Raw genomic sequence first — 25621 nt, 5'->3', positions numbered from 1 at the left:
GAATTTCGAGCTGACGGCGAACACGATGACGATCTCACGGCACGGCTCGCATCGAAAGCTGTTGGGTGAGTTGGCCGTCATCGGCTTGGCGCATTGCGGGCATGTCATGCTGCGCGAACGCTGACGTCACAGGTTCGTTCCGTCACGTTGGCTTTCAAGGGCAATCAGCGATGGCGTTCGCTGATCCAATCACGCCGCCCGCTTGGCTTTGCCCTTCTCCGAAAAGCATTCCAGGATTTGGATGCGGAGCTCTTCTGCGGCCGGGCCATCGAGCTTTCTGAGCTCGTTCCAGAGCCTGATCACTTCGCGCTGTTTCTCGACGGTCATGAATCACCTCCAACTGAAGATGATCAGCTAGAACAAAATGAGAACAAAAAGTCCAGTCCCTCCCCGAAATTCCACAGGGCTTGGCGGCTTGAACCTGCTCCGCGCTGCGCAGGCCCGGGATTTCAGCGCCTCGTCATACGGCAGCGCCGCCTGACGAACATATCCCGTCATCGCGGCGCTGTTGCTATTTGGATTTTCAACCTTACGTTACGAGCGTGGCAGGCCGCCAGGCGCTGAAATCCCAACGTCGCCAGCCAAGAGAGCCCCGTGCGAACGCGCGGGGTTTTTCTTTTCAGCCGCGGCTGGGCGGCAGGCGACCGCCGCGGGACGAGTTTTCCTTTGTCGCATTGTCTGGCCGAATTCGATGGCGCCGGCCCTGGTGCGATGCGGCACCAGGTCCCGGAGTTCCCGCGCCACGTGCGAGGACTTGCGCCGAGGCGCCGATGATCTGCCAGTTCGGTGAGAGCTAAATCCCGACCGGTCTTTCAGTGTGCCCGCTTGCGGCAAACCGCAGGGCGCGCCGGGACAAAATAGTCGGCGCCCCCTGTGGCTTCTCCTGATCGTCGTGGTGATGTTCGGCGTTGCCGTCGCCGAACACCACTTTTTTCAGCGGTTGACCCGTCGTGATCCTTCGCGAAGCATCTCCGGCCTTAGACGGCGTCCTTGGCCACCTTCAGCGGCGAGGCCTTGACCGACTTGCTCGCCGGCTTTGCCGCAAACTGCATCGGCTCCTTGGTGAAGGGATTGATGCCCATCCGGGCTTCGGTCGCCGGCTTGTTCACCACCGACATCTTGACGAAGCCGGGAATGACGAACTCGCCGGACTCGTTGAGCTCCTTGTAGCCGACCGTCGCCATGTATTCGATCACCGACTTCACGTCGTTCTTCGACAGCTGCGTGCCTTCCGCAATTGCATCGATCAATTGGGTCTTCGTCATCTTCGCCATGTTCTGAATTCCTTTGAAGGGGTGCGCGCGAACAACTCTGCTGTGGACGCGGCCGGACCCGCGGAGGCGCGCTTCTGATTCATGCCAGAGGTCATGAAGTGACGGGCTTAGAGCCTATCGAGGCTCAAAACGCAAGCAGGGGCTCTCTGCGGTTCCCGATATCCGGTGAACGGTGTCACGGCATGTGCCGGTACTTGTTGAACCATTTGCCCCCTGGCGCGTCTTACTCTTGAAGTCCCTAAGCTTCACCCCGCCAGAAAGCCCCGCTTCCCCCAGGCGGGGTTTTCGCTGTTGGATGCCTGTTAGGACGCCGCAGCTGCTATATGGTCGAGAGGTTTCTCGTGGGGGGCTCATGAAGGTTGCTATCGTCATCGCAGGCTTGATCGTTGTTGCAATCGCCGCCCTCGTCGCCATCCAGCCAAGCTTCTTGAAGCCTGCGTCCTTGGCCCTCGTGAAAAAATCCGACATCTTCGGCTTCTCGCCCGGAATGACATTCGACGAGACAAGCAAACTCGTCAGTCAACGTCGCTACCTCTGCCGCCAGATCCGCGGTTCGTACACCCTCGAATGCGACATCAATGGCGCCAAGGTCACGGTCCATAGCGACGAGGCCGACGTCAGGCATCCGATCTGGCGTGTCCATGCGGAGTTGACCAATCCGGGGCCGCAGGACATTGCCGTCAAATCGATCTCCGACCAGTTCAACGCCCAGCCAGCCAAGGACCGCGAGGGCTGGACATGGATCGTCGGCCGTGGGCTCAAGCTGAGCTATGACGGCCTCGCCTTGAAGCTCGAGGACGGGAGCGCGGAGGCCCGGCTTCGCAAAGACGAAGCCAAGCGCTAGATCCGGAAAAGTGTGCAGCGGTTATCTCATCGCGCGCTTTAGAGAGCACTGCGGGTCACCTCATCGTGAAACTTGTGACTCGGCACGCCTTGTTGAGACTTCGGTAACCTAACGCCTCCAATCTCGCATCAGTATCGTTGCGTTGGAGTATCCCGACAGTGCTGGATTTTAACGAGCTGCGTGAACTCGCAGCTGACGTGCGTATTTTCGTCGATGTCGCCGAGGACAAGGCCGAAGCGCTGCGAGCCGTCATCGCAGCCTATGACGTCGTGCTCGCGATCTTCCCCTCTGGAGACGGCATGGGCCTCCACGTCGTCAAAGGCAAAGAGATCCTGGACAAGATCGCAAACTCGCGGAGCCATGCGATGTACAGCCACACGGCCATCGCGGTTCCTGATCTCGAGCACGCAGAAGTGCTCAAATACCTGACGGTCCCCGTCGAGCAACGGATCGCAGCCTGAAGCGGGAGGCTTGTGGGTGAATCGGTATGGGCCGAGGGTTCACCTCTCCCGTAGTTGCCGAAGGTGTTCGGCCGGCATGTTTGCCCGGCGATGCAAAGCATTGTCCGGAGACGCCCGCGTCGGCGGCCTCCTCACCATGACGCTGATATCTCGCCACAAAGCGACCTGAGGCCCGCCAGAAGCGGGCGTCTGACGGATGGGCTCCGGGCGAGCTATCGCTACGTTCCTTGACATGCGATAGGCCTTGCCGGCTGGGGAGAGGTGACCCTCGAACGAGCGAGCGAAGCCGATCGCTACGAGCCGCATGGCTCTTCAGCAGCGGGCGGAAGCATTCGCACCGTCACCGTTGAAGCAGCTTGCAGCAAGCTTGGGAGGAAGCCAGCATGCGAGCTGCAGGATGGGGTTCTCTTTTGGAAGCATTTCCTGCATAATGCTGCATGGCAAAAATCAAAGTTACTTTCAAAACCGCCCGGATCTCAGAGAACGACTGGAAGATACTGGCAGACTACCCCGACAGCGAACAGCGCGAAATCAGCGGATTCACCAGCAAGGCGGATGCCGACGACTGGATCAACGGCGACCGCAAGATCGCCTGGCTCCGCTCTCAGGGTTACGCCAAGTGACGCACTAGCTCGATCGCATCGCTCTTCAGCTCCACGCGGGCGGCCCTGGTCCTCCGAGGCTGCAACGACCCGACTTCGATTCATGGCAGCACCTATGAACGCGTTGCTATTTGATGAGCTCCGTCATCGGCTTGCCCTTGTCGACGACAACGACGTTCAACAACTTCAACGGCCTGTCACCGCCGATCTTGAATCCGGCGTGAGGCACATGGCGCGCGTTTATGATCGCAGCCTCTGTGGGCAAGTCGCCAATTGAGTGCACTGTCCTCGTAAATCGTCGCCCATCCTGACTTTCTCACGGACTGTCCTTGACCTTCCGGCTCTCACCAATTGAAACCGGCTTGTTCAGGAAATACTCGCGGTTACCTGTCGCTGCTTCCGCATATTGGTCGATGGCCACGATGATGGCCTGGACGTGGGGATAGCACCACCCCTCCCGCGTCGCCTTTCGGCGAACATCCTCGAGCGCGGTCAGGAAGGGCGAGAGCCCTTGCTCGTCGTCGAACCAACGCCTGCTCACCACGTTCTCCCGCCAAGCACCCCGCCCTTGGTCTGGCGCGGCTGCGCACTCTTCAGCGCGTCCCGCTGGGCACAGAGACTTTCAACCTTCGCCTCCATCCGCGACAGCAGGGCTTCGGCCGATGCCGTCCCAAAACCCGCCCGCTGTAGCTGGAGGATTTCCTTCCTCTGCCTCCCCATCTGGATGCGCATCCATTCGATCTCCCGCCTGACAGCGTCCAGGTCCGGCATGTTCAACCCCGCGATTTTGAATATGGCTTATGAGAACAAAAACGGAACGAAGAGTCGAGTCAGACGTTGGACGAAAAAGAAAAAGGAGACGTGTGATGGCCGACAATACCCAGAAGGACCCGAAAGAGTGGGTTTCCGGGGATGACCCGATGACAGGAGCCCAGGAATCTTACCTCAAGACACTCGCCGAGCAGGCCCATCAGAACCTGCCTGAGAAAGAGCTGACCAAGGCCGAGGCCTCCGAGCTAATCGACACGATGCGGCAAAAGGCCGGGCTGGAGGAATGACCCCCATGATTGCGGGAACCCGGGGCCGTGTGTATGCAAACGAAATTGGGAATCGAAAATGCCTTATTTCGTTTGCGCCCGCGACGGTGCCGGGCAGATCATTTTGAAGAGGGACACCAGGGAAGCGGCCGAGAAGAAGGCCGCCGAGCTCCGTGACGTCGGCTACTTCGAAGTCGAGATCATCGCGAAAGCGGCCGAGAAGGCCGCCTGAGCAACTGGTGTCGCGTTGCGCGCCCTGGCGGAGGTGCTCCTCCGTCTGCGCCGCATTTGGGTCGCCCCTGCCAGAACGGATGCAAGCGTGCGAGGGCGCGGCGGGCCCTGCCGTCCATGGGGAATGGACGACCGCTGCTCGTTTTGGCTAGGCTGATCCAAATTCTGGAGAAGCCAAGATGCCGTACTTCACATCCAGGCAGGACCAGGCGCAACGCATTTGCAAGGTGCTGGCCGACGTCTTCTGCGCGATTTTGCTCGCGACCTTCTCGATTGTGTTCTTCGGACTGCTCGGCGGCATTGCCGCCTTCGTTGTAGTTGAGGCCGGCCTACTTGCGATTGATTGGCTCTTGCCGAACGAGGACGATGCGGCAGGCGTAGTTCGCTAATGGACTTTCCCGTGGCTCCATACCGAAGCAGGCGGGGCAGTCGAGCTTTGTCAAAACAGATCGCCTATGAACTTGATGATGCTGACGATCAGGCCAGAGAGACATGCTGCAGTGCCGAGGTCGGCCAGATAAAGCAACACGTCACGTTCGTCCTCACTTAGTTCTGCCAGTGCCTTGCGCATCTTCCCTCTCCATGGCCTCGATCAGCTCTTCGTCATCGAGAACATCCAGCAGATCATTGATTGTCTTATTGCCGTCGCGCGACCCCGGCTCGACATAACTTGCTAGAATAACCTGGGCCTGTTTGACGGCTACCCTCACGCGATCCGGTTTCACGGCCGGTACTCTACTCACACTGTGGAAGCTAAAACGCAGATAGGAACGGCGCGTTCCTTTGCTCAGCCCCTTGAATAAGCTGGCGCGCAACAACCCTTCGGATGTGATGTCGCGAGACTCCACGTCAGCTTAGAACTTCGGCTCGACTCTGACGGGCTTGTCAGAAGGACTTGGCCAGCGGGCCACAGGACGCTGTATTCCGCTCACGCACACCTGCGCCCGCCCCCTGCCCCTCATTCCCTTTTCCTGCTATCTCCTAGCCCTCGCCGTCCCGGCCGAAAAGCAAGACCCTCCATCCGTTCTAGGGAGCAACAACCATGCGATACCTCCACACCATGCTGCGCGTGCGCAATCTCGATGTCGCGCTCAAGTTTTACCAGGATGCGCTGGGCTTGAAGGAGGTGCGCCGGATCGAGAACGACAAGGGGCGCTTCACGCTGGTGTTCCTGTGCTCGACGGATGATCTTGAAGGGCTGAAGAAGCAGCCGCAGACGCGCGGCGCGCCGCTGGTCGAGCTCACCTGGAATTGGGACGAGGAGAAGTACGGCGAGGATCGCTTCTTCGGCCATCTCGCTTATGAGGTCGACGACATCTACGCCACCTGCGAGAAGCTGATGCAGGCCGGCGTCACCATCAACCGGCCGCCGCGCGACGGCAACATGGCTTTTGTCCGCTCGCCCGACCTGCACTCGATCGAGCTGTTGCAGAAGGGCGAACCGAAGCCGCCGCAGGAGCCTTGGGCATCGATGCCCAATACCGGCCATTGGTAAGACCCAGCAGGAACAAGCCCTCTCGCCCGTCGTTCTCTTCCCAACGAAGCCGATTGGAGGAGGATGCGATGGCGAGAGGGCTGTTGCTGTGGATGCTTGGCGTGCCGATTCCGGTGATCATTCTGTTGTGGCTGTTCTTCGGCCGCTGAGCGTCGCGTTGAATTTGCAATGAAGGCTCCGCCCCGGGCGGAGCTTTTTGCATGAGGGGCTCGGCGCAATCGCGCATCGCTCGCTGAGGCGAATTCCGCTATCAGGCGCGCAAACGACAACGCCGCGGGAGACGCCTCATGCCTGACACCAAACTGACGATTTGGGGCCGCGCCAACTCGGTCAACGTGCAGAAGGTGCTGTGGTGCCTCACCGAGCTCGGCCTGCCCTACGAGCGCATCGATGCCGGCATGCAATACGGCAAGACCCGCGAGGCCGAGTATCTGGCGATGAATCCCAATGCGCGGATTCCGACGCTGGTCGAGGGCGATTTCGCGCTGTGGGAGTCCAATTCGATCATGCGCTATCTCTGCCTCGCCCATGGGCGCAGCACGCCGATCTACCCGGAGGCGCCGAAGTTGCGCGCCTCGGTCGACCGTTGGCTCGACTGGACGCTGTCGACGGTGCAGCCGGTCGATCGCCCGGTGTTCTGGGGCATCGTTCGCACCGCGCCCGCCGAGCGCGACATGCTCCAAGTGCAGCGCGATGCCGATGCCGCTGCCGAGGTTTGGGCCATCGCCGACGGCCTGCTTGCCTCGCGCCGTTTCATCGAGGGTGATGCATTCACGCTCGCCGACATCGCGATCGGGTCCTACGCGCGGCGCTGGCTCGGCGTCGAAGGCATCAGCCGTCCGGCGCAGCCGCACCTCACGCGCTGGCTCGCCGAGCTCGGCAAGCGGTCCGGATTTGCGCAATTCGTCGCACCGCCGATGTCGTGACCACTGACGCGGCGTAAGTTGCGATGATCGCGCGAGGAATCGTCGTCGCGGCGCAAGCGCCCGGCGTCACGGCAGCACTTGATGGCTACTGTGCATGGGGTTGTTTTCGCATATTTTGTTGTGGCCCTAGAGCCAGCCGCGTTCGACCAGCAGCACGCAGATGATCAGCACCAGCGTCACCGCCGCGGTGGCGAGCCGTGCGGTCCAGCTGAGGCCACGGCCGACCCACCACAGCAGCGCGCAATACATCAGCACGGGGACGAGGATATCGAGCCGCAACAGGTCCGCCGACATGGGCCTTAGCGGCGGATGCTGGTGTCGACGCTGACCGAGCCGCCGACCTTCACGCAGGTCCCGGTGGCCTCGACCATGACGAAGCGCGGACCATAGGAGGCGCAGGAGCCGGCCTTTCCCGCACCGGCCGTGCCCTTCAGCGGCAGGGTCTTGCCGGTCTCCTTGCCCGTCTGCGGCCGCTCCGCAGGCGGCAGGTGCAGGCTCTCAGCCGCGCTCGCGGACACGGCAGCAAACGTGATCAGGATGAGGAGCGGCATGCGCATGGCCGCGTTGTAGCCCGGACGGGCCGTACGCGCCATCGCATCGGCGCACAGCGATGTCAGAGGAATTTGATGCCGGCCGACTTGCCGCGGCGCCAGACCACCTGGCAGCTTCGCCCGGTCCGCGCATCGCGCGCGAAGGCCATCCGGATTACTCCGGGAAGCTGGCTCGCGTCCTCGTCCATCGTGATCTTCGCGCCCGTAGCCGAGATGTCCTGGACCAGGCAATGCCGCGCCGCGAATCCGCCGTCGAGCGTGATCCAGGCGTGCCGCGACAGCAGCTTGCGCTCTGAGCGCTTCTTGGGCGGTGGCATCGGAAAAATCTCCCACTCCAGCGCTACTCAGGGAACCCTAAGAAACCGTTGAATTCGCCCCCTGATCATCCCGGCTCGGCGCTATCCACCGGGAGCAAAAGAGCGTTCCCGAACGGCTTGCCCGGGAGCGCAAAGGCCACTATACGTTCGCGCGCTGCAAGCTGCCGGGCACTGTTCGGCCGGCCAGCGGCCGTGCCGCGGAAAGCGGCGGGGCCCTGCGTTTGCTCCCTTCGTCTATCGGTTAGGACGCCACCCTTTCACGGTGGAGAGAGCGGTTCGATTCCGCTAGGGAGCGCCACGCTCTATCGAGCTCCCGCCTCTTCAGCCTGCCATTTCGGGGCAAGGCGCGCCTGATGCAGGCCGCCTGCACGTCATCAGCCCAATATCCGACCGATCCGCGCATTTACCGGAAATTTACCCCTGCTCCTGCGCGATGGTATCGTTTGCTTAGAATTTGGCCGCTACCGTCGAATTACGGAAATCACCCCGAAACCCCCGGTTGGCGTTCATGTCTGTTGCAGAGTTCCTGAGGCAGCGTGCAGTGGAAGTCACCTTGAACGGCAGCTACTCGCTGCCGCGCTGGTATGATTGCGAGGGCAAGCTGCGCAGCTTCGCCTGCCGCACGAAGCGCGTCTCACCCTTCCGCATGATCGTCGACGTACCTGTGGTCGGCAAGGTCGGCGAGCGCTTGACCTCCTACTTCCAGGATTTCGGCGAATTCCAGTGCACGATCAGCGCGACGCTGAAGTCAGGCTTCCTGATGGAGCTCGACATGACGCGGGCGCGGCGCGCCTGGATGTCCGAAAAGCTCACCTGGCTCGAGAAAAAACAGAAGGACGCCAGCGTTCAGGAGTTGCGGCAAGACGCGCGTTTCGTTCCGCAAGTCCCGCACACGTTCCTGACGCTTGCCAACGGCAGCACCCATTCGTGCTTCATCATCGACGTCTCCACCGCAGGCGTCGCGATCTCCTGCGAATACGACCCGCCGATTGGAACCCCGCTTGCGGTCGGCGCCTGCGTCGGGCGCGTGATCCGCAAATTCCACCACGGCTTTGCGGTCAAGTTCGCCGAGAAGCAGTCCCGGGACGACCTCGTCCGGCTGATTGTCCGCACGCCCATGCTCCAGTCGGCCTGAGAAGCCGGGCAGATCGCTGCCCTATCGCGGCCCCATTGCAGGATCAGTTTTTGCCGATCCGGATGTCACATTGCAGACTTGCGATCGGGGGACCGAATGGCAGTCGACAAGATCACGGTTGATAAGATCACAGTTGATAAGATCACTTGGGACAGGGTTGGCCGGGTCACCGAGCCCGGACGCTACATCTATACCTTCGGCTGGCTCACCATCACCGCCGGCGATCTCGAAATCTGGAAGCGATATCCGCAGGCCGCCTTCACGCTGCTAGCGCAACCAGCCGAGCCGGACGATTCCGTTGGCGCGGAATTCCATCTCGGAGCCTTCGATATCGCTCCCAGCGGGCCACCGCCGTTCACCACCCATTGAGCGAGGAAACCCACCCATTCGCTTGATCTGACTTACCAATCAGATCCCGTGACGGGGCGCGCTGCCACAGGTGACGAGCTGGCTTTGCCATGCAATTGATGATGCTCACATTTGGCGTTTGGCGCCCTGATGAAGCTGGCTGTCGCGCTCGTTAAGCGAGCCGACAGCGAGCGCATGACACATGGTCGCACCGGTGAATGTAGATAAGCTCATCAAGGGAACCTATTTTCGGCGCCGATGTACCTGATTGAAGCGCTACCCACTGTCATCGGAACTGCCGCCGTCGCGCCTGCGCTGCTGATGCTGTGGCTTGTCATCGCCGCCGAGGAGCGCCCGGGCCCGCCCGCCCAGGTCTGGACCGCCTTCCTGCTCGGGGCGGCCAGCATCTCGCTGCTGGGCCTCGCCCGTGCCCCCTTCGCCAAGATGGTCGCAGCGCCCGACGATCCCTGGGCGGCGCTCGCCATGCATTCGGTCTTCGGCGTCGCGCTGCCGGAGGAAGCCGTCAAGGTGATCGCCATCGTGCTGGTCTCCTCGACCAAGCGGCGGACCTTCGCCAATCCGATGGACACCGTGGTCTATGGTGCCGCAGTCGGCCTCGGCTTTGCCGCTTACGAGAATCTTGCCTACCTGGTGCAGCATGCCGAGATGTGGCGCTCGCTGGCCGCCCTGCGCAGCGTGCTGACGGTGCCGTTCCACGGCGCGCTCGGCATCATCGCGGGCGCCTACCTCACCATTGCCCGTGCCGGCACGGCGCTCGGAGCCAACCGCCACCATCGCGACTGGGCCCGCCTGTCCAGCCGCTTGCTGATCTTCGCCGGCCCGCTCGCGCTGCATTCGGCGTTCGATTTCCCGCTGCTCACTCTCCAGCGCATGCCGGACCTGGACCCGACGCTGCGGATGTGGCTGGGCGCGGCGAGCCTGTTGATCGGCTTCAGCTCGATCGCGTTCGCCATCCGCCTGGTCCGGCGGGTCGCGCGCCATCACGCGCCGCGGACCGAGGTCGCCCGCGAGCGGCTCAGCCAGCTGCGCCGGATGTGGGCGCTGCTGCTTGCCGGCGGCGGCGTCGGCTTCCTCGGCCTCGCCTTCGTGCTGACCTCGCTCCATCACTGGCTCATCAATCCCGAGCGCAATCTGACGCTGGCGCTGATCCCGATCGGCCTCACCTCGATCCTGCTCGGTCTTGCACTTCTGATTGTCACGACCGCGATCTACATTCTCGGCCGCAACCGCATCCGCACCAGCGCCGAAGGTTTTTCCTCGGCGCCCGGCGGGGGGTGACCCTCGCGGGATGGCCAGCGCGCCACGCACCTAGTAGATTGAGTCCAGCCCTCTCGTCCCGGAGCCTGCCGATGACATCGCCCGAGGAGTTTTCACGGATGCAATCGGCGATGAGCCAGGCGGTCAAGGCGCATTGGAAGGCCTTTCTGTTCGAAGGCATCCTGCTCGCCGTTCTCGGCATTGCCGCGCTGATCCTGCCGCCGCTCGCGAGCCTTGCGACCGCGATCTTCCTCGGCTGGATGTTCCTGATCAGCGGCATCGGCGGATTGATCGCGACCTACTGGGCGCGCAGCACGCCGGGGTTCTGGTGGTCGCTGATCTCGGCCGCGCTGGCGGTGCTCGCCGGCGGAATTCTGCTGGCGCGGCCGATCCAAGCGGTGCTGACGCTGACCATCGTGCTCGGTGCGTATTTTCTCGCCGAAGGCGTCACCACCATCATGTACGCACTGGAGCACCGTCGCGAGCTGAGCAGCCGCTGGTCATGGCTTCTGATCTCGGGCCTCGTCGACATCGCGATCTCCTTCATGGTAATCGCCGGACTGCCAAGCTCGGCGGAATGGGCGATCGGCGTCCTGGTCGGTATCAACCTGCTGTTCGGCGGCGCCACCCTGATCGGCATGGCCCTGGCGGCACGCAAGAGCAACACCTGAGACGCTCGTTGCGCCGTGTTCTGTTTGGGGGGTGACAACCCGCCAGCGCCGCGCTATATGGCCTGCCATGATCACCGTCACCACCAGCTATTTTTGGTACTTTAGCTACGACAGCTCGCTGGCGGCGGGAGGATCGCGCTCAATCTGACACATTGCAGCAAACGTCCGAACAAGCCGCCAGACCTGGCGGCTTTTTTATTGGCCGGCAGGTTCTTAACAGACAGGAGCCCGCCGTGCTGAGCACGACCGACGATCTTCGTATCCGCGAACTGAAAGAGCTGAACACGCCGGAAGAGGTGATGCGGGAGGTCCCGCGCACGCTCACCGCGACGCGTGTGGTGATGGCGGCGCGCAACGCCATCCATGCGATCCTGGGCGGCCAGGACGACCGCCTGCTGGTCGTGGTTGGCCCGTGCTCGGTGCATGATCCCAGGGCCGCGCTCGACTACGCCGAGCGCCTCGTACGCTTGCGCGAAGACCTCGCCGACCAGCTCGAGATTGTGATGCGGGTCTATTTCGAGAAGCCGCGTACCACGGTCGGCTGGAAGGGCCTGATCAACGATCCCGATCTCGACGGCAGCTTCGACATCAACAAGGGCCTGCGTCTGGCGCGCAACGTGCTGTCGGCGGTGAACAATCTCGGCCTGCCCGCCGGCACCGAATTCCTGGACATGACGACGCCGCAATACATTGCCGACCTGGTGTCATGGGCCGCGATCGGCGCGCGTACGACCGAGAGCCAGATCCATCGCGAGCTGGCGTCGGGGCTGTCCTGCCCAGTCGGCTTTAAGAACGGCACCGACGGCAACGTGCGGATCGCCGCGGACGCGGTGAAGTCGGCCTCGCATCCGCATCATTTCATGGCGGTGACCAAGCTCGGCCGCTCGGCGATCGCCTCGACCGCGGGTAACGAGGACTGCCACATCATCCTGCGCGGCGGCAGCAAGCCGAACTATGACGCGGCAAGCGTCGCGGCCGCCTGCAACGAGCTGACCAAGTCCGGCGTTGCGCCGCTCGTGATGATCGATGCAAGCCACGCCAATTCGAGCAAAAAGCCGGAGAACCAGCCGCTGGTGACGACCGATATTGCCGGCCAGATCTCGAGCGGCGAGAACCGCATCATGGGCGTGATGATCGAGAGCAATCTGGTCGCCGGCCGTCAAGATGTGGTGCCCGGCAAACCGCTCACTTATGGACAGAGCATCACCGACGGCTGCATTGACTGGACGACCACGGCCGCCGTGCTTGAGCAGCTCGCCGATGCAGTCGAGATCCGCCGCAACACCCAGCGCGCTGGTCTGCACGAGCGATCAGCTTAGGAGGTGACGAGGCGAAGTGCCAGTCGCGGGCTCAATTCTTCACCTCTCCCCGGCGGGGAGAGGTGCGGTCCCTAGCAGCCCCGGCAGATGCTCTTGATCTTCTTGTCGAGCGCCTGGTTTTCCTTGCTCAAGGGATCGTTGGCGTCGCTCAGATTCTTTTCGCTCGGCACGTCGGCCGCGCGCGGCTGGCGGTGACCGACAGGTGCCGGCAACACCGTTCCAGAGGTGGCGCCGCCCGATGTCGATCCCTTGGAGCCGCCGGTCTGTGCAACCGCCGCGCCACCGAGCAAGACCACGAGCGATGCTGCCACCATGATCTTTTTCATGTCCGCTTCTCCATTCTCAAACCGACGCACGCTCCGGCACCGCTCATGTTTCCGGCGGATAGAGATGAACGTCGCCGCAATAGTCCATGATACGATAGCGCGTTTCGGCTCCCGCTTCACCCGCATCGCCTGCGGTATTTTGTGCCACCACCACATAATTCGGCCCGACCGGCGACTTGCCGGCGCCGCCGGGAATATCGACGACATAATCAGGCTGACACAGCCCTGACACCCGCCCACGCAACTGCCGCATCAATTCCTGTCCCTGCGCCAGCGTGGTTCGCAGATGCGCAGTGCCCGGCGCGAGATCGCCATGATGCAGGTAATAGGGTTTGATCCGGCATTCGACGAAAGCTCGCATCAAATCCGACAGAGCGGCGACGTCGTCATTGACGCCGCGCAAAAGCACGGACTGGCTCACCATGGGAATGCCGGCATCAACGAGCCGCGCGCAGGCGGCGCGCGCCGTTCCGGTCAGTTCCCGCGCATGATTGGCGTGCAACGCGACCCAGGTGGTCGCTCCCTCGACCTTGAGCGCGGCGACCATCTCGTCGCTGACGCGTGCGGGATCGGCCACGGGCACGCGGGTGTGAAGACGGATGATCCTGACGTGATCGATCCCCGCCAAATCGGCCATGATCTCGCTCATGCGGCGCGGCGACAGCATCAGTGGATCGCCGCCGGTAAGGATGACTTCCCAGATCTCGCCATGCGCGCGGATGTAGTCGATCGCTGCGCGATAGGCGCTGTCCGAGAGCGCGTTTTCCTTACCGGGCCCGACCATCTCCCGGCGGAAGCAGAAGCGGCAATAGACCGCACAGACGTGAACCAACTTGAACAGCGCGCGATCCGGATAGCGGTGGACAATTCCGGGAACCGGCGAGTGCGGATGATCGCCGATCGGATCGGCGTTCTCGCCCGGCTGTGCGCTCAGCTCGGCCGCGCTCGGAACGAACTGCCGTGCGATGGGATCGTGGGAATCGGCGGTATCAATCAGCTCGACCAGCGCCGGCGTAATCGCCACCGCATAGCGCGCGGCAACGCGCTCCAGCGCCGGCAGCGTCGCTGCGGGCGCCAGGCCTTCGGCGACGAGCTCAGCCGGCTCGCGCAAAGTGCGTGCAAGATTGGTCTTCGTCATGCCTCACCCGCAGGCGGTGTCCACACCACCTGATCAATTCGCGATGCGCCGCTCGCCAGCATGACCAGCCGGTCGAAGCCGAGCGCGACGCCGCTCGCCTCCGGCATCGCAGCGACCGCGGCCAAAAAGTCCTCGTCCAGCGGATAGGCCTCGCCGTAGCGGCGCTGCTTCTCCGTCATCGATTCCGCGAAGCGCTTGCGCTGCTCCTCGGCGTCGGTGAGTTCGCCAAAGCCGTTGGCAAGCTCGACCCCGCAGGCATAGACCTCGAACCGTTCCGCAAGCCGCGGATCATCAAGCTTCACCCGCGCCAGCGCCGCCTCTGGAGATGGGTATTCGAACAGAATGGTCAAACGACCCTGCCCCAGATGCGGCTCGACATGCTCAACCAGAACCTTGCTGAAGATGTCGGACCAAGTGTCGTCCTCGGCCACACGGACCTTGGCGCCGGCCGCCTCGGCGAGCGCGGCACGGTTACCCTCGCCGCCCGAGATTGTCGACAGCAGGTCGATGCCGGCGAACCGCTCGAACGCCCCCGCGACCGTCACAAGCTCCGGCTCGGCGAAGGGATCGGCGGTCCGGCCTCGGAACGAGAAGGTTCCGATGCCGGTCGCCCGCGCCGCACGGGCAATGACGACGACGGTGTCCGCCATGATGGCGTGATAGGGGGCGCCTGCGCGGTACCATTCCAGCATGGTGAATTCGGGGAGATGCAGGTCGCCGCGCTCGCGGTCTCGGAACACACGGGCAAACTCGAAAATCCGCGTCTCGCCCGCCGCCAGCAGCTTCTTGCAGGCGAATTCCGGCGAGGTTCGCAGGTAGCGGCTGGCGCCGCTGCCGTCCGGCCGAATGATCTCGGTCCGGGGCGCGTGCAGATGGGTCTCATTGCCGGGCGAGATCTGGAGGATGGAGGTTTCGACCTCGACGAAGCCCTGCTCGGCGAAAAATCCCCGGAGAGCCGCCGTAATGGGCCCCCTCGCCTGGAGGAAAGGCTGCCGGTCGCGGTGCCGCCCGGGCGACCAGAACGGCGAAATCGGCTTGTCCCCAGCCATCAACCGATTGCCCCTCGGAACAGCAAAATGCTGGCATCCAACGGCAAAATCAGTATGTTGCGGCCCGAAACGGGCGCCGAGGTCCGATTTGAGGCCCCAAGTCCCCCATCGATTCGACCACGTCCTGGCCGGTGCCGGGCCAAGCAAGCAGGAAATACAGCTTTGAGAGTCATCGCCAGTTCTATTCGCAAGGGCAACGTGATCGAGCAAGACGGCAAGCTTTATGTCGTCGTCAGCGCCGAGAACATCCATCCCGGCAAGGGCACCCCGGTCAGCCAGATTGAAATGCGCCGAATCTCGGACGGGGTAAAGATCTCCGAACGCTACAAGACGACCGACCAGGTCGAAAAGGCCACGATCGAAGAGCGCAACTACACCTACCTCTATGAGGACGGTGACGGCTACCATTTCATGAACCCGGAGACTTACGACCAGGTCCAGGTCTCCAAGGATGTCGTCGGCGACGCTGCTGCCTATCTTCAAGAGAGCATGACGGTCAAGCTGTCCATGCACGACACCAACCCGGTCTCGATCGCGCTGCCGCAGCGTGTGACGCTGGAAGTGGTCGACACCGAGCCGGTGACCAAAGGCCAGACTGCCTCCTCCTCCTACAAGCCCGCGGTGCTCTCCAATGGCGTGCGCACCACCGTGCCGCCGCACATCACCGTCGGCACCCGCGTCGTGGTGATGACCGAAGACGGCTCCTACGCCGAACGCGCCAAGGACTAACGGGGAACAGAGCGATCGCAACAAGTGCCGCCGGGGGGCGAGACAGTGGTTGGGAAGGGTTTCCGCTTCGTCTCGCAACTCCTGGCGTCGCTTTCGCTCTTCATTACCACCTCGCTTGCTGCGGAAGAATTTCGCAGCCCCTCACTCACGGCCCTGCGCGTCGATTGGCGCGCAGCGCTCGACCAGCTCCGCGCCGAGATCAATAGTCGTCCCCGGGTCGCGGACGATTTCATTTTCGCACCCCGCCGTTCGGTGCCGCGCCATGATCCGCGCGCAATACCCGCGTTGGTGCAGCTCAACGCGGTCTCCTCGCAATTCTTCACCGGCATCGCCCGCAGCCCCGTGCCGGTGCTACTGCCGTTCGATGCCGCCGCGTATCTCGAGGCGCAGCGCAACGGCGCGCCGGCTATGCTCGCGCTGTCGCGCTACCAGGCTGAATTCAATCCAGTCGACATGTTCGACGCCGGTCCCGCCGGCTACAGCGCGACGTTCTCGTTCGAGCCTGGCGCCGGCGACGGTATGCCGAGCCGGGTGTACGCAAGGCCCGTCGAGGTGCAGATCACGGGCTCGGCGCTCGTCTATGACATCGCCGATCCCTCTGGCGGCAAGGGCGAGCCGGTCAAACCCCTCGCAGCAACCTATCCAGACCTGCGCAGGTTCATCCGGGAAGGCTATGTGCGCTATGCCTTCACCCGTTTCGGCGTTGCCTATGTGGTGTCGATCCAGTGCCTTGACAGCATCGCCAAGCCGCGGCGGCTCGCCTGCAAGGAAGCCTATCCGGTCGCAGAACGCTTCCTGAAGGCGCTCCGGATTGCGGGCGGGCAACGGATGCGGCCTCTGATGGACGTTGCCTCCAACGTCCTCGATCGTCCGGCCGGACGCTCGGCTGATTTCAGCTATCGACCGAGCGGCGATATCATCCCGAATACAGGCTATCGCAAGCAAGGCGGCCATCCCGACGTGATGGCCTATGCACAGATCCGCTTTCCGCTCGAAAAGGCGCCGGCCTTCGTGCGCTCGCAATCCCATGGCAGGCGTGACAGGAGCGACAGCCCGACCGTCTATCCTTGGCGCGACAATTTCTGCGAGTCCCGCAGTTTCGAGGTCTGGCAGTGCGCCGGCGGGTATGGTCACCAGGGCGAGGATATTCGCGCCGCCGATTGCCCGCCGCCCGGCGAAGGCCGCGAGCCCTGCGATCCCAAGCGGCGCGGTGTCGTCGCCGTCCGCGACGCGATCGTGATCCGCTCTGCCAAGGACCAGGCCGTGACGCTGCAAGTCAACAGCCGCACCGAGCACATCCGCTTCCGCTACATGCACATGAACCCGCAGGCGCTGAACGCCGATGGCGTGCTCAATGGCCGCATCGTCACCGAAGGCGAGAAGATCGGCGTGATCTCGAACTATCTCGACCATCCCGCCGGCACCTCGATGCATTTGCATTTCGACGTGCAGGTATTTACCCGCGACGGCTGGATCTGGGTCAGTCCCTACGTCACGCTGGTCTCGGCCTATGAGCACCTGATCCGCGCCCGCGGCCGCGAGATCGGCCCGGAGGTCGCAGGCACTCCGCAGCCCGTGGCACACGCGCTGCCGGAAGATTTGATCAAGCAAGACCTGCGCGAGGGCTCGAGCGGCGAGGAGAATTGAGGACTTGCTCGTTCCAAGCCCAGGCGGAGCAAGAGCGGGTCGTCGCGCACACCGCCGGCTCGAACGAAGAAGGGAAAGGTTTATGAGTGTCGGACTGATCGGTCTTCTCGACGATATCGCGGCGATTGCAAAGGCGGCAGCAGCCTCGCTCGACGATGTGGCGAGTCAGGCTGCCAAAGCGGGCACAAAGGCGGCTGGCGTGGTCATCGATGACGCGGCGGTCACGCCTAACTACGTCATCGGTTTTGCCTCGAAACGCGAACTGCCGATCGTCGCCAAGATTGCCGTCGGATCGCTACGCAATAAGTTGCTGCTTCTGCTTCCCGTTGCCCTGCTGCTTGGCTATTTCCTTCCCGCCGCGGTCACGCCGCTGCTCATGCTGGGCGGAGCCTTTCTCTGCTACGAGGGTGCCGAGAAGGTGCTCGAGGCCATGATGCCGCATCATGCACGCCACCACGAAGCTCAGCTCCAGCCGATTGCGCTGAATGCCCGGTCGGTCGAGGACGAGAAGGTCGCGAGCGCCATCAAGACAGATTTCATCCTGTCGGCGGAGATCATGGCGATCACGCTGGCAGCACTCCCGGCGGGGAGCATCTGGACGCAGGCGCTGGTGCTTGCGCTGGTTGGCGTCTGTATCACTGCCGGGGTCTACGGTATGGTAGCCCTGATCGTGAAGGCGGACGATGTCGGCATGGCCCTTGCCCGCTATGACAGCGCCTCCGTCACTGGCGGCGCGATCCGCTTGCTTGGACGCGCGCTCGTCCGCGGTATGCCCACCTTCCTGGCGGTGCTAAGCACCATCGGCACCGCCGCCATGATCTGGGTCGGCGGCGGCATCATCCTGCACGGCATTGAAAAATACGGCCCACCCGAGGTCGGCCGCACGGTCCATGCCGCAACCGAGGCTGCCGCACATGTCCTTCCATCCGTTGCCGGCATCATCGAATGGTCGGTCGAAGCAGCCATCTCAGGCGTACTCGGACTGTTTGTCGGCGCACTTGCGATCCCGGCAGTCGAATACGGTCTCTCACCCCTGTGGAAACGATTGAGGCGATCGCAGCCAACCTGAACAAATGCGGTCCCGGGCTAGGAGTGCCAGCTACTCCAAGAACGTCGTCAACTGCGCGCCCTCATCCGCCACGAACACCGCGATCAATTCTGCCGGCTCTGTTGTACTGGCATTGGCGGAGACGAGATGTGTCGAGCCCGGCGGCTCGAAGAAGGACTGGCCGACGCCAAACGTCTCGATCGGGCCGCCGCCGAGTTGCGAGCGGATCTCGCCCTTGGTGATGTAGGCCGTCACAGAGCCCGCATGACGATGCGGCTGCGAAAACCCGCCCGGATCGTAGGACACACGCACGATGGTGACGCGCTTGCCCGGGACGTTCGGCAGCGCGTAGGACCCGATCGGCTCGACCTTGTCGAGCGGCGAACCCTCCGCAGCCGTGGCGCAGAGCGGCGCCAGCGCGCCTGACACAGTGTCGATCGTCACCGGCAGCGCCTTGCCGATTGCGAGTGCGCAGGCGAGCCCGCCGAGGGCGGCGATCGCCATTGAACGAGACGCTATCGGGCGCTGCGCAGCGGCCAAACTCATTGCTGTCATGCTGACCTCCTCGCGCTGCGATCAGGATGCCGCGGCAATCGTGGCCACAGGCCGTTTGGCCGGCGTCCAGCGATACGCCGCACCAAACCGATTCCAGACGTTGATCGAAGCAACCGCCGAAGTCAGGTAGGTCAGCTCGGTTTCGGAGAACTCGCGCTTTGCCTCCGAATAGACCTCCTCGCTGACGCCACCGGGAAGCATCGTCAAGGCCTCCGTCCAGGCCAGCGCCGCGCGCTCGCGCGCGGAAAAGATCGGCGCCTCGCGCCAGACCGCGACCAGATGGAGCTTGTCGGTGGGAACCCCGATCCGTTCCGACAGAAGGACGTGATGCTGCACGCAGAAGGCACAGCCGTTGATCTGCGAGGCGCGCAGCTTGACGAGTTCGATGAGCTGCTTGTCGAGACCGGCCTTGGTTGCAAGCTGACCCAGCGCCAGCACCAGATCATAGACATCGGGCGCGAGGCGCTTGAAATCCTCGTATTCGCTGCGGGCGTGTGACATTGCCGTTCACCTCGATTATTGTAAGCGTGCTTATATCTTATAAGAGCTCTTATATGTCACACAAGACCGCTGTCGTCACAAGATCGAAAACCGCGCGCGCGGCGCCCGCCGGCGACGTCGCCGTGCGTGTACCCGCTCCCGGCGAAGGCAAGCGCGGCGAGCAAGGCTATCTCGGCTATCTGCTGCGCCAGGCCCACGCCGCGGTCCGTCTGAAAATGGAGCGCACCCTCGCCGATCTCGGCGTGACCTCGCCGCAATTCGCGGTGCTGACCATGCTCAACGCCTATCCCGGCCTGTCCGGCGCCGACGTCGCCCGCCTCACCTTCCTGACCCCCCAGACGGTCGGCGTCATCATCCGCAACCTCGAACGCGACGGCGCCATCGCAATGACGCCGCATCCGGTCCATGGCCGCATTCAGCAATGGACGCTGACGCCGCGGGGCGCGACGCTGCTAAAGGCGTGCCGGCAACGTGTGCTCGAATTGGAGAAGCGCCTCGCTCTGGGTTTGGACAGTAAGACGGAAACGACGATCCGGCGCTGGCTCGCCGGGGTCGCGACCGAGTTGCAGGAGGATTAGCCGCCCTTCAACGCGTTCTTGACCTCGCCGTCGGGCCAAGTCTCGCCCGCGGCAATCACCCGCACCCGGGTTCGGTCCGCGGCATTGACCAGCACATGCGAACTCACCCGGTCGCGGCTCGGCTCCAGGTGCAGATCGGTTTCGGGCTTCCAGCTCAGCGTAGTCGCAAGATCGCCGGGAAAGATCTGCCATTGCGATCCGTCGTCGAGCTCGACGACATGGCTTTCCGCATGTGCGTGTATCTTCATTCCACCCCAATTCTTTTCGCCGAGTGCGGGCCCCGGCCGCAGGCCGAGACCCATGCTCCGTCAATCGTTGTCGTGATGAATCACAGTCTTCTCGCGATTGCCGAATTCATCTTCCTTCTTGATCACGGTGGTGCGGTCGGCGGGCTCACGCTCTTTGATGACCGTGGTGTGGTCGCGATCTCGATCGCGCTCGCGATATTCATGGGACTGACCAACCGTCACACCGGCGCCGGCCGGCCCGACGTGAACGCCGACCTCGTCCGCGAATGCGGGCGCCGCGATGACTGTGGCCATGGCGGCGGCAAACAGATATTTCCTCATCTTCTCCTCCTCGTTGTCGCAAGGGGAATGCGAGGCTGCGGCGATTTGTTCCGACGGAACGATTGATCCGGCCGCGCAAGATCAGGCGCGGCATCCGTTCCAGGAACCGACTCACACGCGCCATGTTTCGGGCTAGAATGTGCCCATGACGCACGTTGATTCCTCATCCTATCCAACTCGCCGCGCCCTGCTGCAATCGACGTTCGGTGCAGCGGCGTTACTTGCACTCCCGAAACGCGCCCTCGCCGCGCCTCCAGGCTTCGATGAATGGCGCGAAGCCTTTCGCGCGCGGGCATTGGCCAAGGGCATTTCGGCGGCGACCTGGCAGCGCGCGATGGCGCGGGTCGAGCCGGACATGAGCGTGTTCAAGCAGATGCGCAACCAGCCGGAATTCCACGAGCAGGTCTGGCAATACATCAACCGCCGCGTCTCGGACTGGCGCATCATCAACGGCAAGATCGCGCTGAAGAACAACGAAGCGCTGTTCGCGCGCATCGAGCGCGATTTCGGCGTCGAGCGCGGCACGCTCCTGGCGCTGTGGGGCGTCGAGTCCGCCTATGGCGATCCCCTGGTGCAGCAGAACCATATGACCCCGGTATTTCCCTCGCTCGCTGCGCTCGCCTGGAACGAACCGCGGCGCAAGACCTATTGGGAGACCGAGCTGATCAACGCGCTGCGCATCGTCGACAAGGGCTGGAGCACGCCGGAGCAGATGCAGGGATCCTGGGCCGGCGCGATGGGTCATTCGCAATGGATGCCGGAAGTCTGGCTCAATGTCGGCATCGACTATGACGGCGACGGCAAGGTCTCGCCCTTCGGCAAGCCCGATGACGCGCTGGGCTCGATCGCAAAATATCTCGTCAATCGCGGCAAGTGGCATCGCGGCGAGCATTGGGGCTACGAAGTGCGCGCGCCCGGCAACATCAGCGGCAGCCGCACCTATGCGGCGTGGCAAGCGGCCGGCGTCACCCGCGCCGACGGCCAGCCATTCCCGCAACCGAATGCGTCGGCGCAGCTGTGGACGCCTGTTACGGGCGGGCCGAGCTTCCTGCTCGGACCGAATTTCTACTCGGTGAAGAGCTACAACCCTTCCATGAACTACGCGCTCGCGATCTGCCATCTCGGCGACCGCTGCCTGGGCGCGCCCCCGTTCATCCAGCCCTTCCCCGGCTCCGAGCGCGCGCTGACGCTTGCCGAGGTGCAGGAGATGCAGACGCGCCTGACCAAGGCCGGCTTCGATACCGGCGGCACCGACGGCCGCGTCGGCAACGACACGATGAAGGCGGTCAAGGATTTTCAGCAGCGCGCAGGGATCACGCCGGCGGACGGCTATGGCGGGCTGAAGGTGTTGGCGAGACTGCGGCAGGGATTGTAAGCGGCTCAGTGCCTATACTGCGGCTCCTCCGCGTCGAGGTGGCGGCGGATCGCGGCGAGATGCAGCCGCGCGGATTCGGAATCGCCTTCGCGCATCTGCTTGTAAGTTTCAGCCGCAACAGCGGGATCGACCGGCAGCACCTTTCGTCCGGTCGACATCGCCAGTACCTGCACCTCGGCTGCGCGTTCGAGGTAATAGAGATCGTCCCAGGTCTCGGCGATGGTCGGGGCCAGTACCATCACGCCGTGATGCTTCATGAAGACAATATCGGCATTGCCGACCGCGGACGCGATGCGCGCGCCTTCGCGGTTGTCGAGGGCAAGGCCGTTATAGTTGCGGTCCACCGCGGTGCGGCCGTAGAATTTCAGCGCGGTCTGGCCGGCCCAGATCAGGGGCTCGCCCTCGGTCATAGAGAGCGCCGTCGCATAGGGCATGTGGGTGTGGAAAGCGACCTTGGCGCGCGGCAGACGCTTGTGCATCTCGGCATGGATGTAGAAGGCGGTCGCCTCGGGTACGCCCTCGCCGTCGAGCACGTTGCCGTGGAAGTCGCAGATCAGCAGCTTTGACGCGGTCAGCTCGCGGAAGGCGTAGCCGTACGGGTTGACCAGGAAGAGATCGTCATGCCCGGGCACCAGGGCCGAGAAATGATTGCAGATGCCTTCCTCAAAACCGTTGCGCGCGGCCATGCGGAAGCAGGCGGCAAGATCCTCGCGCGCGGTGCGGATCGCCTCGGTGGCGAGGTCCGGCCGGTTCGAACGATGGGGCGCGGGAGAGGAAGCGTGAAGACTATGCGCCATGGCGAAGGACACCTATGTCGGTCGGAGCTGGCCGCGTTGTACAGGGGCTGCGCCTGCGCGTCAGCCCCTGAGGGCACCACCCTGCCCTGCGCGGCTTATGCGCGCCGCGGCACGCCGCCGGCATTCATGCCGCCGTCAATGACGAGTTCGCTGCCGGTGACGTAGCGCGAGGCATCGGAGGCCAGATACAGCACGCCAGAAGCGATCTCCGCAGCCTGGCCGGCACGGCCGAGCGGCGTGACGAGCTTGGCGCGCTCTTCTGGATCGATCGGCGCGTTCTGGCCGGCACCGGTCGCGCCAGTCGGAATCTTGCCCCAGATCGGCGTGTCGATGATGCCGGGATGCACCGAGTTGACGCGGATGCCGTCGCCAGCGGCCGCGCATTCCATCGCGATCGATTTCGCAAACAGCCGCACTCCGCCCTTGGTGGCCGAATAGGCCGACAGCCCGGGGGCACCGCGCAGGCCCGCCAGTGACGACATCATCACGATCGAGCCGCCGCCGGTCTTGCGCATCAAGGGCAGGCAATGCTTAACAGAGAGGAACACGCCGTCGAGGTTGATGGCGTTCTGCTTGCGCCAGTCGGCCAGCGTCATGTCGACGATCGAGGGCACGGAGATGCCGATGCCGGCATTGGAGACCATGATGTCCAGCCGGCCGTAGCGCTTTGCGACCTCGGCGACGACCTCGATCCAGCGTTCCTCGCTGGTGACATCCTGCTCCAGGAAGATCGCCTTGCCGCCGGCTCTTGTAATCCGGTTGGCAAGCTCTGGGCCGCGCAGCTCGTCGATGTCTGTCGCAATGACGGTGGCGCCCTCGCGCGCGAACAGCTCGACGATGGCCTCGCCAATGCCGGAGGCGCCGCCCGTCACCAGCGCGACCTTGCCCTCAACCTGCCCTGCCATGTTCACTCCCTTTTTTGTTGTTTGAGCGATCTATTTTTTCGCATGATCTTGCCGAAAACCGCGTCGCTATCTAATCACGGATGGCCCCTGGTCCGGTAGCGCGACGTCGACGACGCGGAATTGCACACGCTCGACGCCCTGGTAGCGATCGACCGACAATGATCCCGCGACATGCAATTGCTGACCGCGGTTGGCGAGCAGCGCATTGCCGAGCTTCTGGCCGACCGAACGGAACGCGATGCCGTTGACGATGGCGCCGTCACCGGACTTGAAGCGCAGCCTCAAATGCGCCTGGCCGACCTCATCGGCATAGACGAGCTGATGCGCCGGCAGCGCCAGCACGACTTCCGGATTGCCGCTGCCGAACGGGCCGGCGCGATTGAGAGTGGTCGCAAGCTCCGGCGTCACTGCGCGCGCGGAGACTGCGCCGTCGACATAGAGCTCGTTGACGTGCCGCGCCTCCGCGACGTCGCGCGCCAGCGCGTTCTCCAGATAGGCGCGGAATTCGGCGAGCTTCTCCTTGCGCAGCGTGACGCCCGCGGCCATCGCGTGGCCGCCGCCCTTGAGCAGAATGCCGTCAGTAACCGCTTGCCGCACCGCCTTGCCGAGATCGACGCCGGCGATCGAGCGGCCCGAGCCGGTGCCGATGCCGCCGGGCTCAAGCGCGATGGCAAAAGCAGGCCGGGAAAACTTCTCCTTCAGGCGTGAGGCGACGAGGCCGACGACCCCGGGATGCCAGCCTTCGGAGGCCGTGACGATGACGCCGAGCTTGTCTTCCAGGCCGATTGAGGCAAGCGCCTCGGCTTCCGCCTGCGCTTCGGCCGCCTGCTCGATGATTCGGCGCTCACTGTTGAGGCGGTCGAGCTCGGCGGCGATGCGTGCGGCCTCGATGCTGTCAGCTTCGAGCAAAAGGCGCACGCCGAGATCGGCCCGACCGATCCGACCGCCGGCATTGACGCGCGGCCCCAGCATGAAGCCGAGATGCCAGGCCTCCGGCGGACCATTGAGCCGCGCCACGTCCATCAGCGCGGTATGACCGACATGGTCGCGCCGCCGCATCGCGATCAGCCCTTTTGCGACGAAGGCGCGGTTAAGGCCGATCAGCGGCGCAACGTCGGCGACGGTGCCGAGTGCGACGTGATGCAGCATGCCGAGCAGATCGGGCTCGGGCATCTCGGCGCCCCAGAAACCGCGCTGGCGCAGCTCGCGATTGACGGCGACCAGCGTCACCAGCACGAGGCCAACGGCGGCGAGATGTCCGAGGCCCGAGAGATCGTCGGGGCGGTTCGGATTGACCAGCGCATCGACCTCGGGGAGATCGAGGCCGCATTGGTGATGGTCGATCACGACAACGGACATGCCGAGGCGCTTCGCCTCGGCCAGCGGCTCGATACTGGTGGTGCCACAATCGACGGTGACGAGCAGCGTGGCGCCCTTTGCTGCCAGCGCGCGCACCGCTTCGGTGTTGGGGCCGTATCCCTCAAAGATCCGGTCCGGAATGTGGATCAGCGGATCGAGCCCGCAATGGCGCAGATGCCAGGCCAGCAGCGCCGCCGAAGTGGCGCCGTCGACGTCGTAATCGCCGAAGATCGCGACCCTTTCGCCCTTCCCCGCGGCATCCGCGATCCGCTGCGCGGCAGCTTCCATCTCCGTCACCGTGAACGGGTCCGGCAGCAGTTTTCGGATGGTCGGATCGAGGAAGTCCGGCACGGTATCGATGTCGACGCCGCGGCCGGCCAGCACCCGCGCCAGCAGTTCCGGCAATTGGTGACGTTGCACGATCGCAAGCGCCTTGGCCGCGCCGCGCGCGTCGAGCCGGTCACGCCAGAGCTTGTCCGTGAGCGAGCGCGTCACCCCCAGGAACGCCTGGGGCGCTTCGACGGGCAAGGCAGTTGCGGGCGGGGTCATGAATGAT

36 protein-coding genes and 1 tRNA gene are annotated in these 25621 nt (G+C 63.7%); 19 read left to right on the top strand and 18 right to left on the bottom strand.

Annotated elements, in window-relative coordinates; all coding sequences use genetic code 11:
• Positions 1-189: 189 nt before the first annotated feature.
• Positions 190-327: a hypothetical protein gene (locus IVA87_RS20925; protein WP_247281017.1), complete on the bottom strand. Its 138-nt coding sequence runs from the start codon at positions 325-327 to the stop codon at positions 190-192.
• A gap of 650 nt (positions 328-977) precedes the next feature.
• Positions 978-1274 carry an HU family DNA-binding protein gene (locus tag IVA87_RS20920; RefSeq protein WP_008558895.1) on the bottom strand — a complete coding sequence of 99 codons (297 nt, stop codon included), beginning with the start codon at positions 1272-1274 and terminating at the stop codon, positions 978-980.
• Positions 1275-1626: 352 nt separating this feature from the next.
• Between IVA87_RS20920 and IVA87_RS20915 the strand changes: the two genes are divergently transcribed.
• From IVA87_RS20915 to IVA87_RS20905, 3 genes are all read left to right on the top strand, one after another.
• Entirely contained in the window at positions 1627-2118 is a 492-nt protein-coding gene (locus IVA87_RS20915) for a hypothetical protein (protein WP_247334839.1), read from the top strand.
• A gap of 158 nt (positions 2119-2276) precedes the next feature.
• Positions 2277-2579 (top strand): hypothetical protein, encoded by a 303-nt coding sequence (locus IVA87_RS20910; RefSeq protein WP_247334838.1) that lies wholly within the window; start codon positions 2277-2279, stop codon positions 2577-2579.
• Positions 2580-3016: 437 nt separating this feature from the next.
• Entirely contained in the window at positions 3017-3202 is a 186-nt protein-coding gene (locus IVA87_RS20905) for a hypothetical protein (protein ID WP_247296801.1), read from the top strand.
• Between the two features lie 295 nt (positions 3203-3497).
• Here IVA87_RS20905 and IVA87_RS20900 read toward each other — a convergent pair whose 3' ends face one another.
• The gene (locus IVA87_RS20900; RefSeq protein ID WP_247334837.1) at positions 3498-3722 is read right to left on the bottom strand and encodes a hypothetical protein; all 225 of its coding nucleotides are present in this window, start codon (positions 3720-3722) and stop codon (positions 3498-3500) included.
• Positions 3719-3952, bottom strand: a complete 234-nt coding sequence (locus tag IVA87_RS20895) for a hypothetical protein (protein ID WP_247334836.1) — start codon at positions 3950-3952, stop codon at positions 3719-3721. The genes IVA87_RS20900 and IVA87_RS20895 overlap by 4 nt, the downstream gene beginning before the upstream one ends.
• A gap of 95 nt (positions 3953-4047) precedes the next feature.
• Here IVA87_RS20895 and IVA87_RS20890 point away from each other — a divergent pair, with 95 nt between their 5' ends.
• The 3 genes from IVA87_RS20890 (at position 4048) to IVA87_RS20880 (ending at position 4838) form a co-directional block, all read left to right on the top strand.
• Entirely contained in the window at positions 4048-4239 is a 192-nt protein-coding gene (locus IVA87_RS20890; protein WP_247334833.1) for a DUF3072 domain-containing protein, read from the top strand.
• 58 nt (positions 4240-4297) lie between these two features.
• Positions 4298-4450, top strand: a complete 153-nt coding sequence (locus IVA87_RS20885) for a hypothetical protein (protein WP_247281008.1) — start codon at positions 4298-4300, stop codon at positions 4448-4450.
• A 178-nt stretch (positions 4451-4628) separates the two neighbouring features.
• Positions 4629-4838 (top strand): hypothetical protein, encoded by a 210-nt coding sequence (locus IVA87_RS20880; protein ID WP_247334831.1) that lies wholly within the window; start codon positions 4629-4631, stop codon positions 4836-4838.
• 50 nt (positions 4839-4888) lie between these two features.
• Here the strand turns inward: IVA87_RS20880 and IVA87_RS35170 are convergent, their stop codons facing one another.
• Positions 4889-5020, bottom strand: a complete 132-nt coding sequence (locus tag IVA87_RS35170; RefSeq protein ID WP_256466494.1) for a hypothetical protein — start codon at positions 5018-5020, stop codon at positions 4889-4891.
• Between the two features lie 471 nt (positions 5021-5491).
• Between IVA87_RS35170 and IVA87_RS20875 the strand changes: the two genes are divergently transcribed.
• Positions 5492-5944, top strand: coding sequence for a VOC family protein (locus IVA87_RS20875; protein ID WP_247334828.1), 453 nt, complete (start codon positions 5492-5494; stop codon positions 5942-5944).
• Between the two features lie 287 nt (positions 5945-6231).
• The gene (locus tag IVA87_RS20870; protein WP_247334825.1) at positions 6232-6870 is read left to right on the top strand and encodes a glutathione S-transferase; all 639 of its coding nucleotides are present in this window, start codon (positions 6232-6234) and stop codon (positions 6868-6870) included.
• A gap of 126 nt (positions 6871-6996) precedes the next feature.
• On the opposite strand, the gene IVA87_RS20865 is transcribed toward IVA87_RS20870, so the two are convergent.
• From IVA87_RS20865 to IVA87_RS20855, 3 genes are read right to left on the bottom strand one after another with little or no spacing between them, the layout of a single operon-like run.
• Positions 6997-7164, bottom strand: coding sequence for a hypothetical protein (locus IVA87_RS20865; protein ID WP_247334822.1), 168 nt, complete (start codon positions 7162-7164; stop codon positions 6997-6999).
• Positions 7165-7169: 5 nt separating this feature from the next.
• Positions 7170-7427: a hypothetical protein gene (locus tag IVA87_RS20860; RefSeq protein ID WP_247334875.1), complete on the bottom strand. Its 258-nt coding sequence runs from the start codon at positions 7425-7427 to the stop codon at positions 7170-7172.
• Between the two features lie 56 nt (positions 7428-7483).
• Positions 7484-7738, bottom strand: coding sequence for a PilZ domain-containing protein (locus IVA87_RS20855; protein WP_247296819.1), 255 nt, complete (start codon positions 7736-7738; stop codon positions 7484-7486).
• 223 nt (positions 7739-7961) lie between these two features.
• On the opposite strand from IVA87_RS20855, the gene IVA87_RS20850 reads away from it, so the two are divergent.
• The 6 genes from IVA87_RS20850 (at position 7962) to IVA87_RS20825 (ending at position 12489) form a co-directional block, all read left to right on the top strand.
• Positions 7962-8036 (top strand) — tRNA-Glu (locus IVA87_RS20850).
• 210 nt (positions 8037-8246) lie between these two features.
• Entirely contained in the window at positions 8247-8873 is a 627-nt protein-coding gene (locus IVA87_RS20845) for a PilZ domain-containing protein (protein WP_247296822.1), read from the top strand.
• A gap of 96 nt (positions 8874-8969) precedes the next feature.
• A complete protein-coding gene (locus tag IVA87_RS20840; RefSeq protein ID WP_247296825.1) occupies positions 8970-9242 on the top strand; it encodes a carbohydrate porin in 273 nt (90 codons plus the stop codon).
• 237 nt (positions 9243-9479) lie between these two features.
• Positions 9480-10520, top strand: a complete 1041-nt coding sequence (locus IVA87_RS20835; protein ID WP_247334820.1) for a PrsW family glutamic-type intramembrane protease — start codon at positions 9480-9482, stop codon at positions 10518-10520.
• 71 nt (positions 10521-10591) lie between these two features.
• Positions 10592-11170 carry an HdeD family acid-resistance protein gene (locus IVA87_RS20830; RefSeq protein ID WP_247334817.1) on the top strand — a complete coding sequence of 193 codons (579 nt, stop codon included), beginning with the start codon at positions 10592-10594 and terminating at the stop codon, positions 11168-11170.
• Positions 11171-11403: 233 nt separating this feature from the next.
• Positions 11404-12489 (top strand): 3-deoxy-7-phosphoheptulonate synthase, encoded by a 1086-nt coding sequence (locus IVA87_RS20825; RefSeq protein ID WP_346657675.1) that lies wholly within the window; start codon positions 11404-11406, stop codon positions 12487-12489.
• Between the two features lie 71 nt (positions 12490-12560).
• Here IVA87_RS20825 and IVA87_RS20820 read toward each other — a convergent pair whose 3' ends face one another.
• From IVA87_RS20820 to epmA, 3 genes are read right to left on the bottom strand one after another with little or no spacing between them, the layout of a single operon-like run.
• Positions 12561-12815 carry a hypothetical protein gene (locus tag IVA87_RS20820; RefSeq protein ID WP_247280996.1) on the bottom strand — a complete coding sequence of 85 codons (255 nt, stop codon included), beginning with the start codon at positions 12813-12815 and terminating at the stop codon, positions 12561-12563.
• A gap of 43 nt (positions 12816-12858) precedes the next feature.
• Positions 12859-13953, bottom strand: coding sequence for a lysine-2,3-aminomutase-like protein (locus IVA87_RS20815; RefSeq protein WP_247334814.1), 1095 nt, complete (start codon positions 13951-13953; stop codon positions 12859-12861).
• On the bottom strand, positions 13950-15002 hold the full coding sequence (gene epmA, locus IVA87_RS20810; protein WP_247334811.1) for an EF-P lysine aminoacylase EpmA: 1053 nt from the start codon (positions 15000-15002) through the stop codon (positions 13950-13952). The genes IVA87_RS20815 and epmA overlap by 4 nt, the downstream gene beginning before the upstream one ends.
• Before the next feature lie 162 nt (positions 15003-15164).
• On the opposite strand from epmA, the gene efp reads away from it, so the two are divergent.
• From efp to IVA87_RS20795, 3 genes are all read left to right on the top strand, one after another.
• Complete coding sequence (efp, locus tag IVA87_RS20805; RefSeq protein WP_028177546.1) at positions 15165-15731, top strand: elongation factor P; 567 nt, start codon at positions 15165-15167, stop codon at positions 15729-15731.
• A gap of 24 nt (positions 15732-15755) precedes the next feature.
• Positions 15756-17378 carry a M23 family peptidase gene (locus IVA87_RS20800; RefSeq protein WP_247334808.1) on the top strand — a complete coding sequence of 541 codons (1623 nt, stop codon included), beginning with the start codon at positions 15756-15758 and terminating at the stop codon, positions 17376-17378.
• 82 nt (positions 17379-17460) lie between these two features.
• Positions 17461-18447, top strand: coding sequence for a DUF808 domain-containing protein (locus IVA87_RS20795; protein ID WP_247334804.1), 987 nt, complete (start codon positions 17461-17463; stop codon positions 18445-18447).
• A gap of 30 nt (positions 18448-18477) precedes the next feature.
• Here the strand turns inward: IVA87_RS20795 and IVA87_RS20790 are convergent, their stop codons facing one another.
• Both IVA87_RS20790 and IVA87_RS20785 read right to left on the bottom strand, forming a co-directional pair.
• Positions 18478-18981: a cupin domain-containing protein gene (locus IVA87_RS20790; RefSeq protein ID WP_247334801.1), complete on the bottom strand. Its 504-nt coding sequence runs from the start codon at positions 18979-18981 to the stop codon at positions 18478-18480.
• Between the two features lie 21 nt (positions 18982-19002).
• Positions 19003-19482 carry a carboxymuconolactone decarboxylase family protein gene (locus IVA87_RS20785; protein WP_247334798.1) on the bottom strand — a complete coding sequence of 160 codons (480 nt, stop codon included), beginning with the start codon at positions 19480-19482 and terminating at the stop codon, positions 19003-19005.
• Between the two features lie 53 nt (positions 19483-19535).
• On the opposite strand from IVA87_RS20785, the gene IVA87_RS20780 reads away from it, so the two are divergent.
• A complete protein-coding gene (locus IVA87_RS20780; RefSeq protein WP_247334796.1) occupies positions 19536-20060 on the top strand; it encodes a MarR family transcriptional regulator in 525 nt (174 codons plus the stop codon).
• Here IVA87_RS20780 and IVA87_RS20775 read toward each other — a convergent pair.
• Both IVA87_RS20775 and IVA87_RS20770 read right to left on the bottom strand, forming a co-directional pair.
• Positions 20057-20308, bottom strand: coding sequence for a hypothetical protein (locus IVA87_RS20775; RefSeq protein WP_247280988.1), 252 nt, complete (start codon positions 20306-20308; stop codon positions 20057-20059). The genes IVA87_RS20780 and IVA87_RS20775 overlap by 4 nt on opposite strands.
• Before the next feature lie 60 nt (positions 20309-20368).
• Positions 20369-20629: a hypothetical protein gene (locus tag IVA87_RS20770; RefSeq protein ID WP_247334794.1), complete on the bottom strand. Its 261-nt coding sequence runs from the start codon at positions 20627-20629 to the stop codon at positions 20369-20371.
• Positions 20630-20774: 145 nt separating this feature from the next.
• Between IVA87_RS20770 and IVA87_RS20765 the strand changes: the two genes are divergently transcribed.
• Positions 20775-22004 (top strand): lytic murein transglycosylase, encoded by a 1230-nt coding sequence (locus IVA87_RS20765; protein ID WP_247334792.1) that lies wholly within the window; start codon positions 20775-20777, stop codon positions 22002-22004.
• Positions 22005-22009: 5 nt separating this feature from the next.
• Here IVA87_RS20765 and IVA87_RS20760 read toward each other — a convergent pair whose 3' ends face one another.
• The 3 genes from IVA87_RS20760 to recJ form a co-directional block, all read right to left on the bottom strand.
• Positions 22010-22801, bottom strand: coding sequence for an aldolase (locus IVA87_RS20760; RefSeq protein WP_247334790.1), 792 nt, complete (start codon positions 22799-22801; stop codon positions 22010-22012).
• A 95-nt stretch (positions 22802-22896) separates the two neighbouring features.
• Complete coding sequence (locus IVA87_RS20755; RefSeq protein WP_247334788.1) at positions 22897-23706, bottom strand: glucose 1-dehydrogenase; 810 nt, start codon at positions 23704-23706, stop codon at positions 22897-22899.
• A gap of 66 nt (positions 23707-23772) precedes the next feature.
• Positions 23773-25614 carry a single-stranded-DNA-specific exonuclease RecJ gene (gene recJ / locus IVA87_RS20750; RefSeq protein ID WP_247334786.1) on the bottom strand — a complete coding sequence of 614 codons (1842 nt, stop codon included), beginning with the start codon at positions 25612-25614 and terminating at the stop codon, positions 23773-23775.
• Between the last annotated feature and the right edge of the window lie 7 nt (positions 25615-25621).

It is taken from the genome of Bradyrhizobium sp. 147 (assembly GCF_023073935.1).
Classification (GTDB): Bacteria; Pseudomonadota; Alphaproteobacteria; order Rhizobiales; family Xanthobacteraceae; genus Bradyrhizobium.
This window is presented reverse-complemented; position numbering and strand designations above follow the sequence as displayed.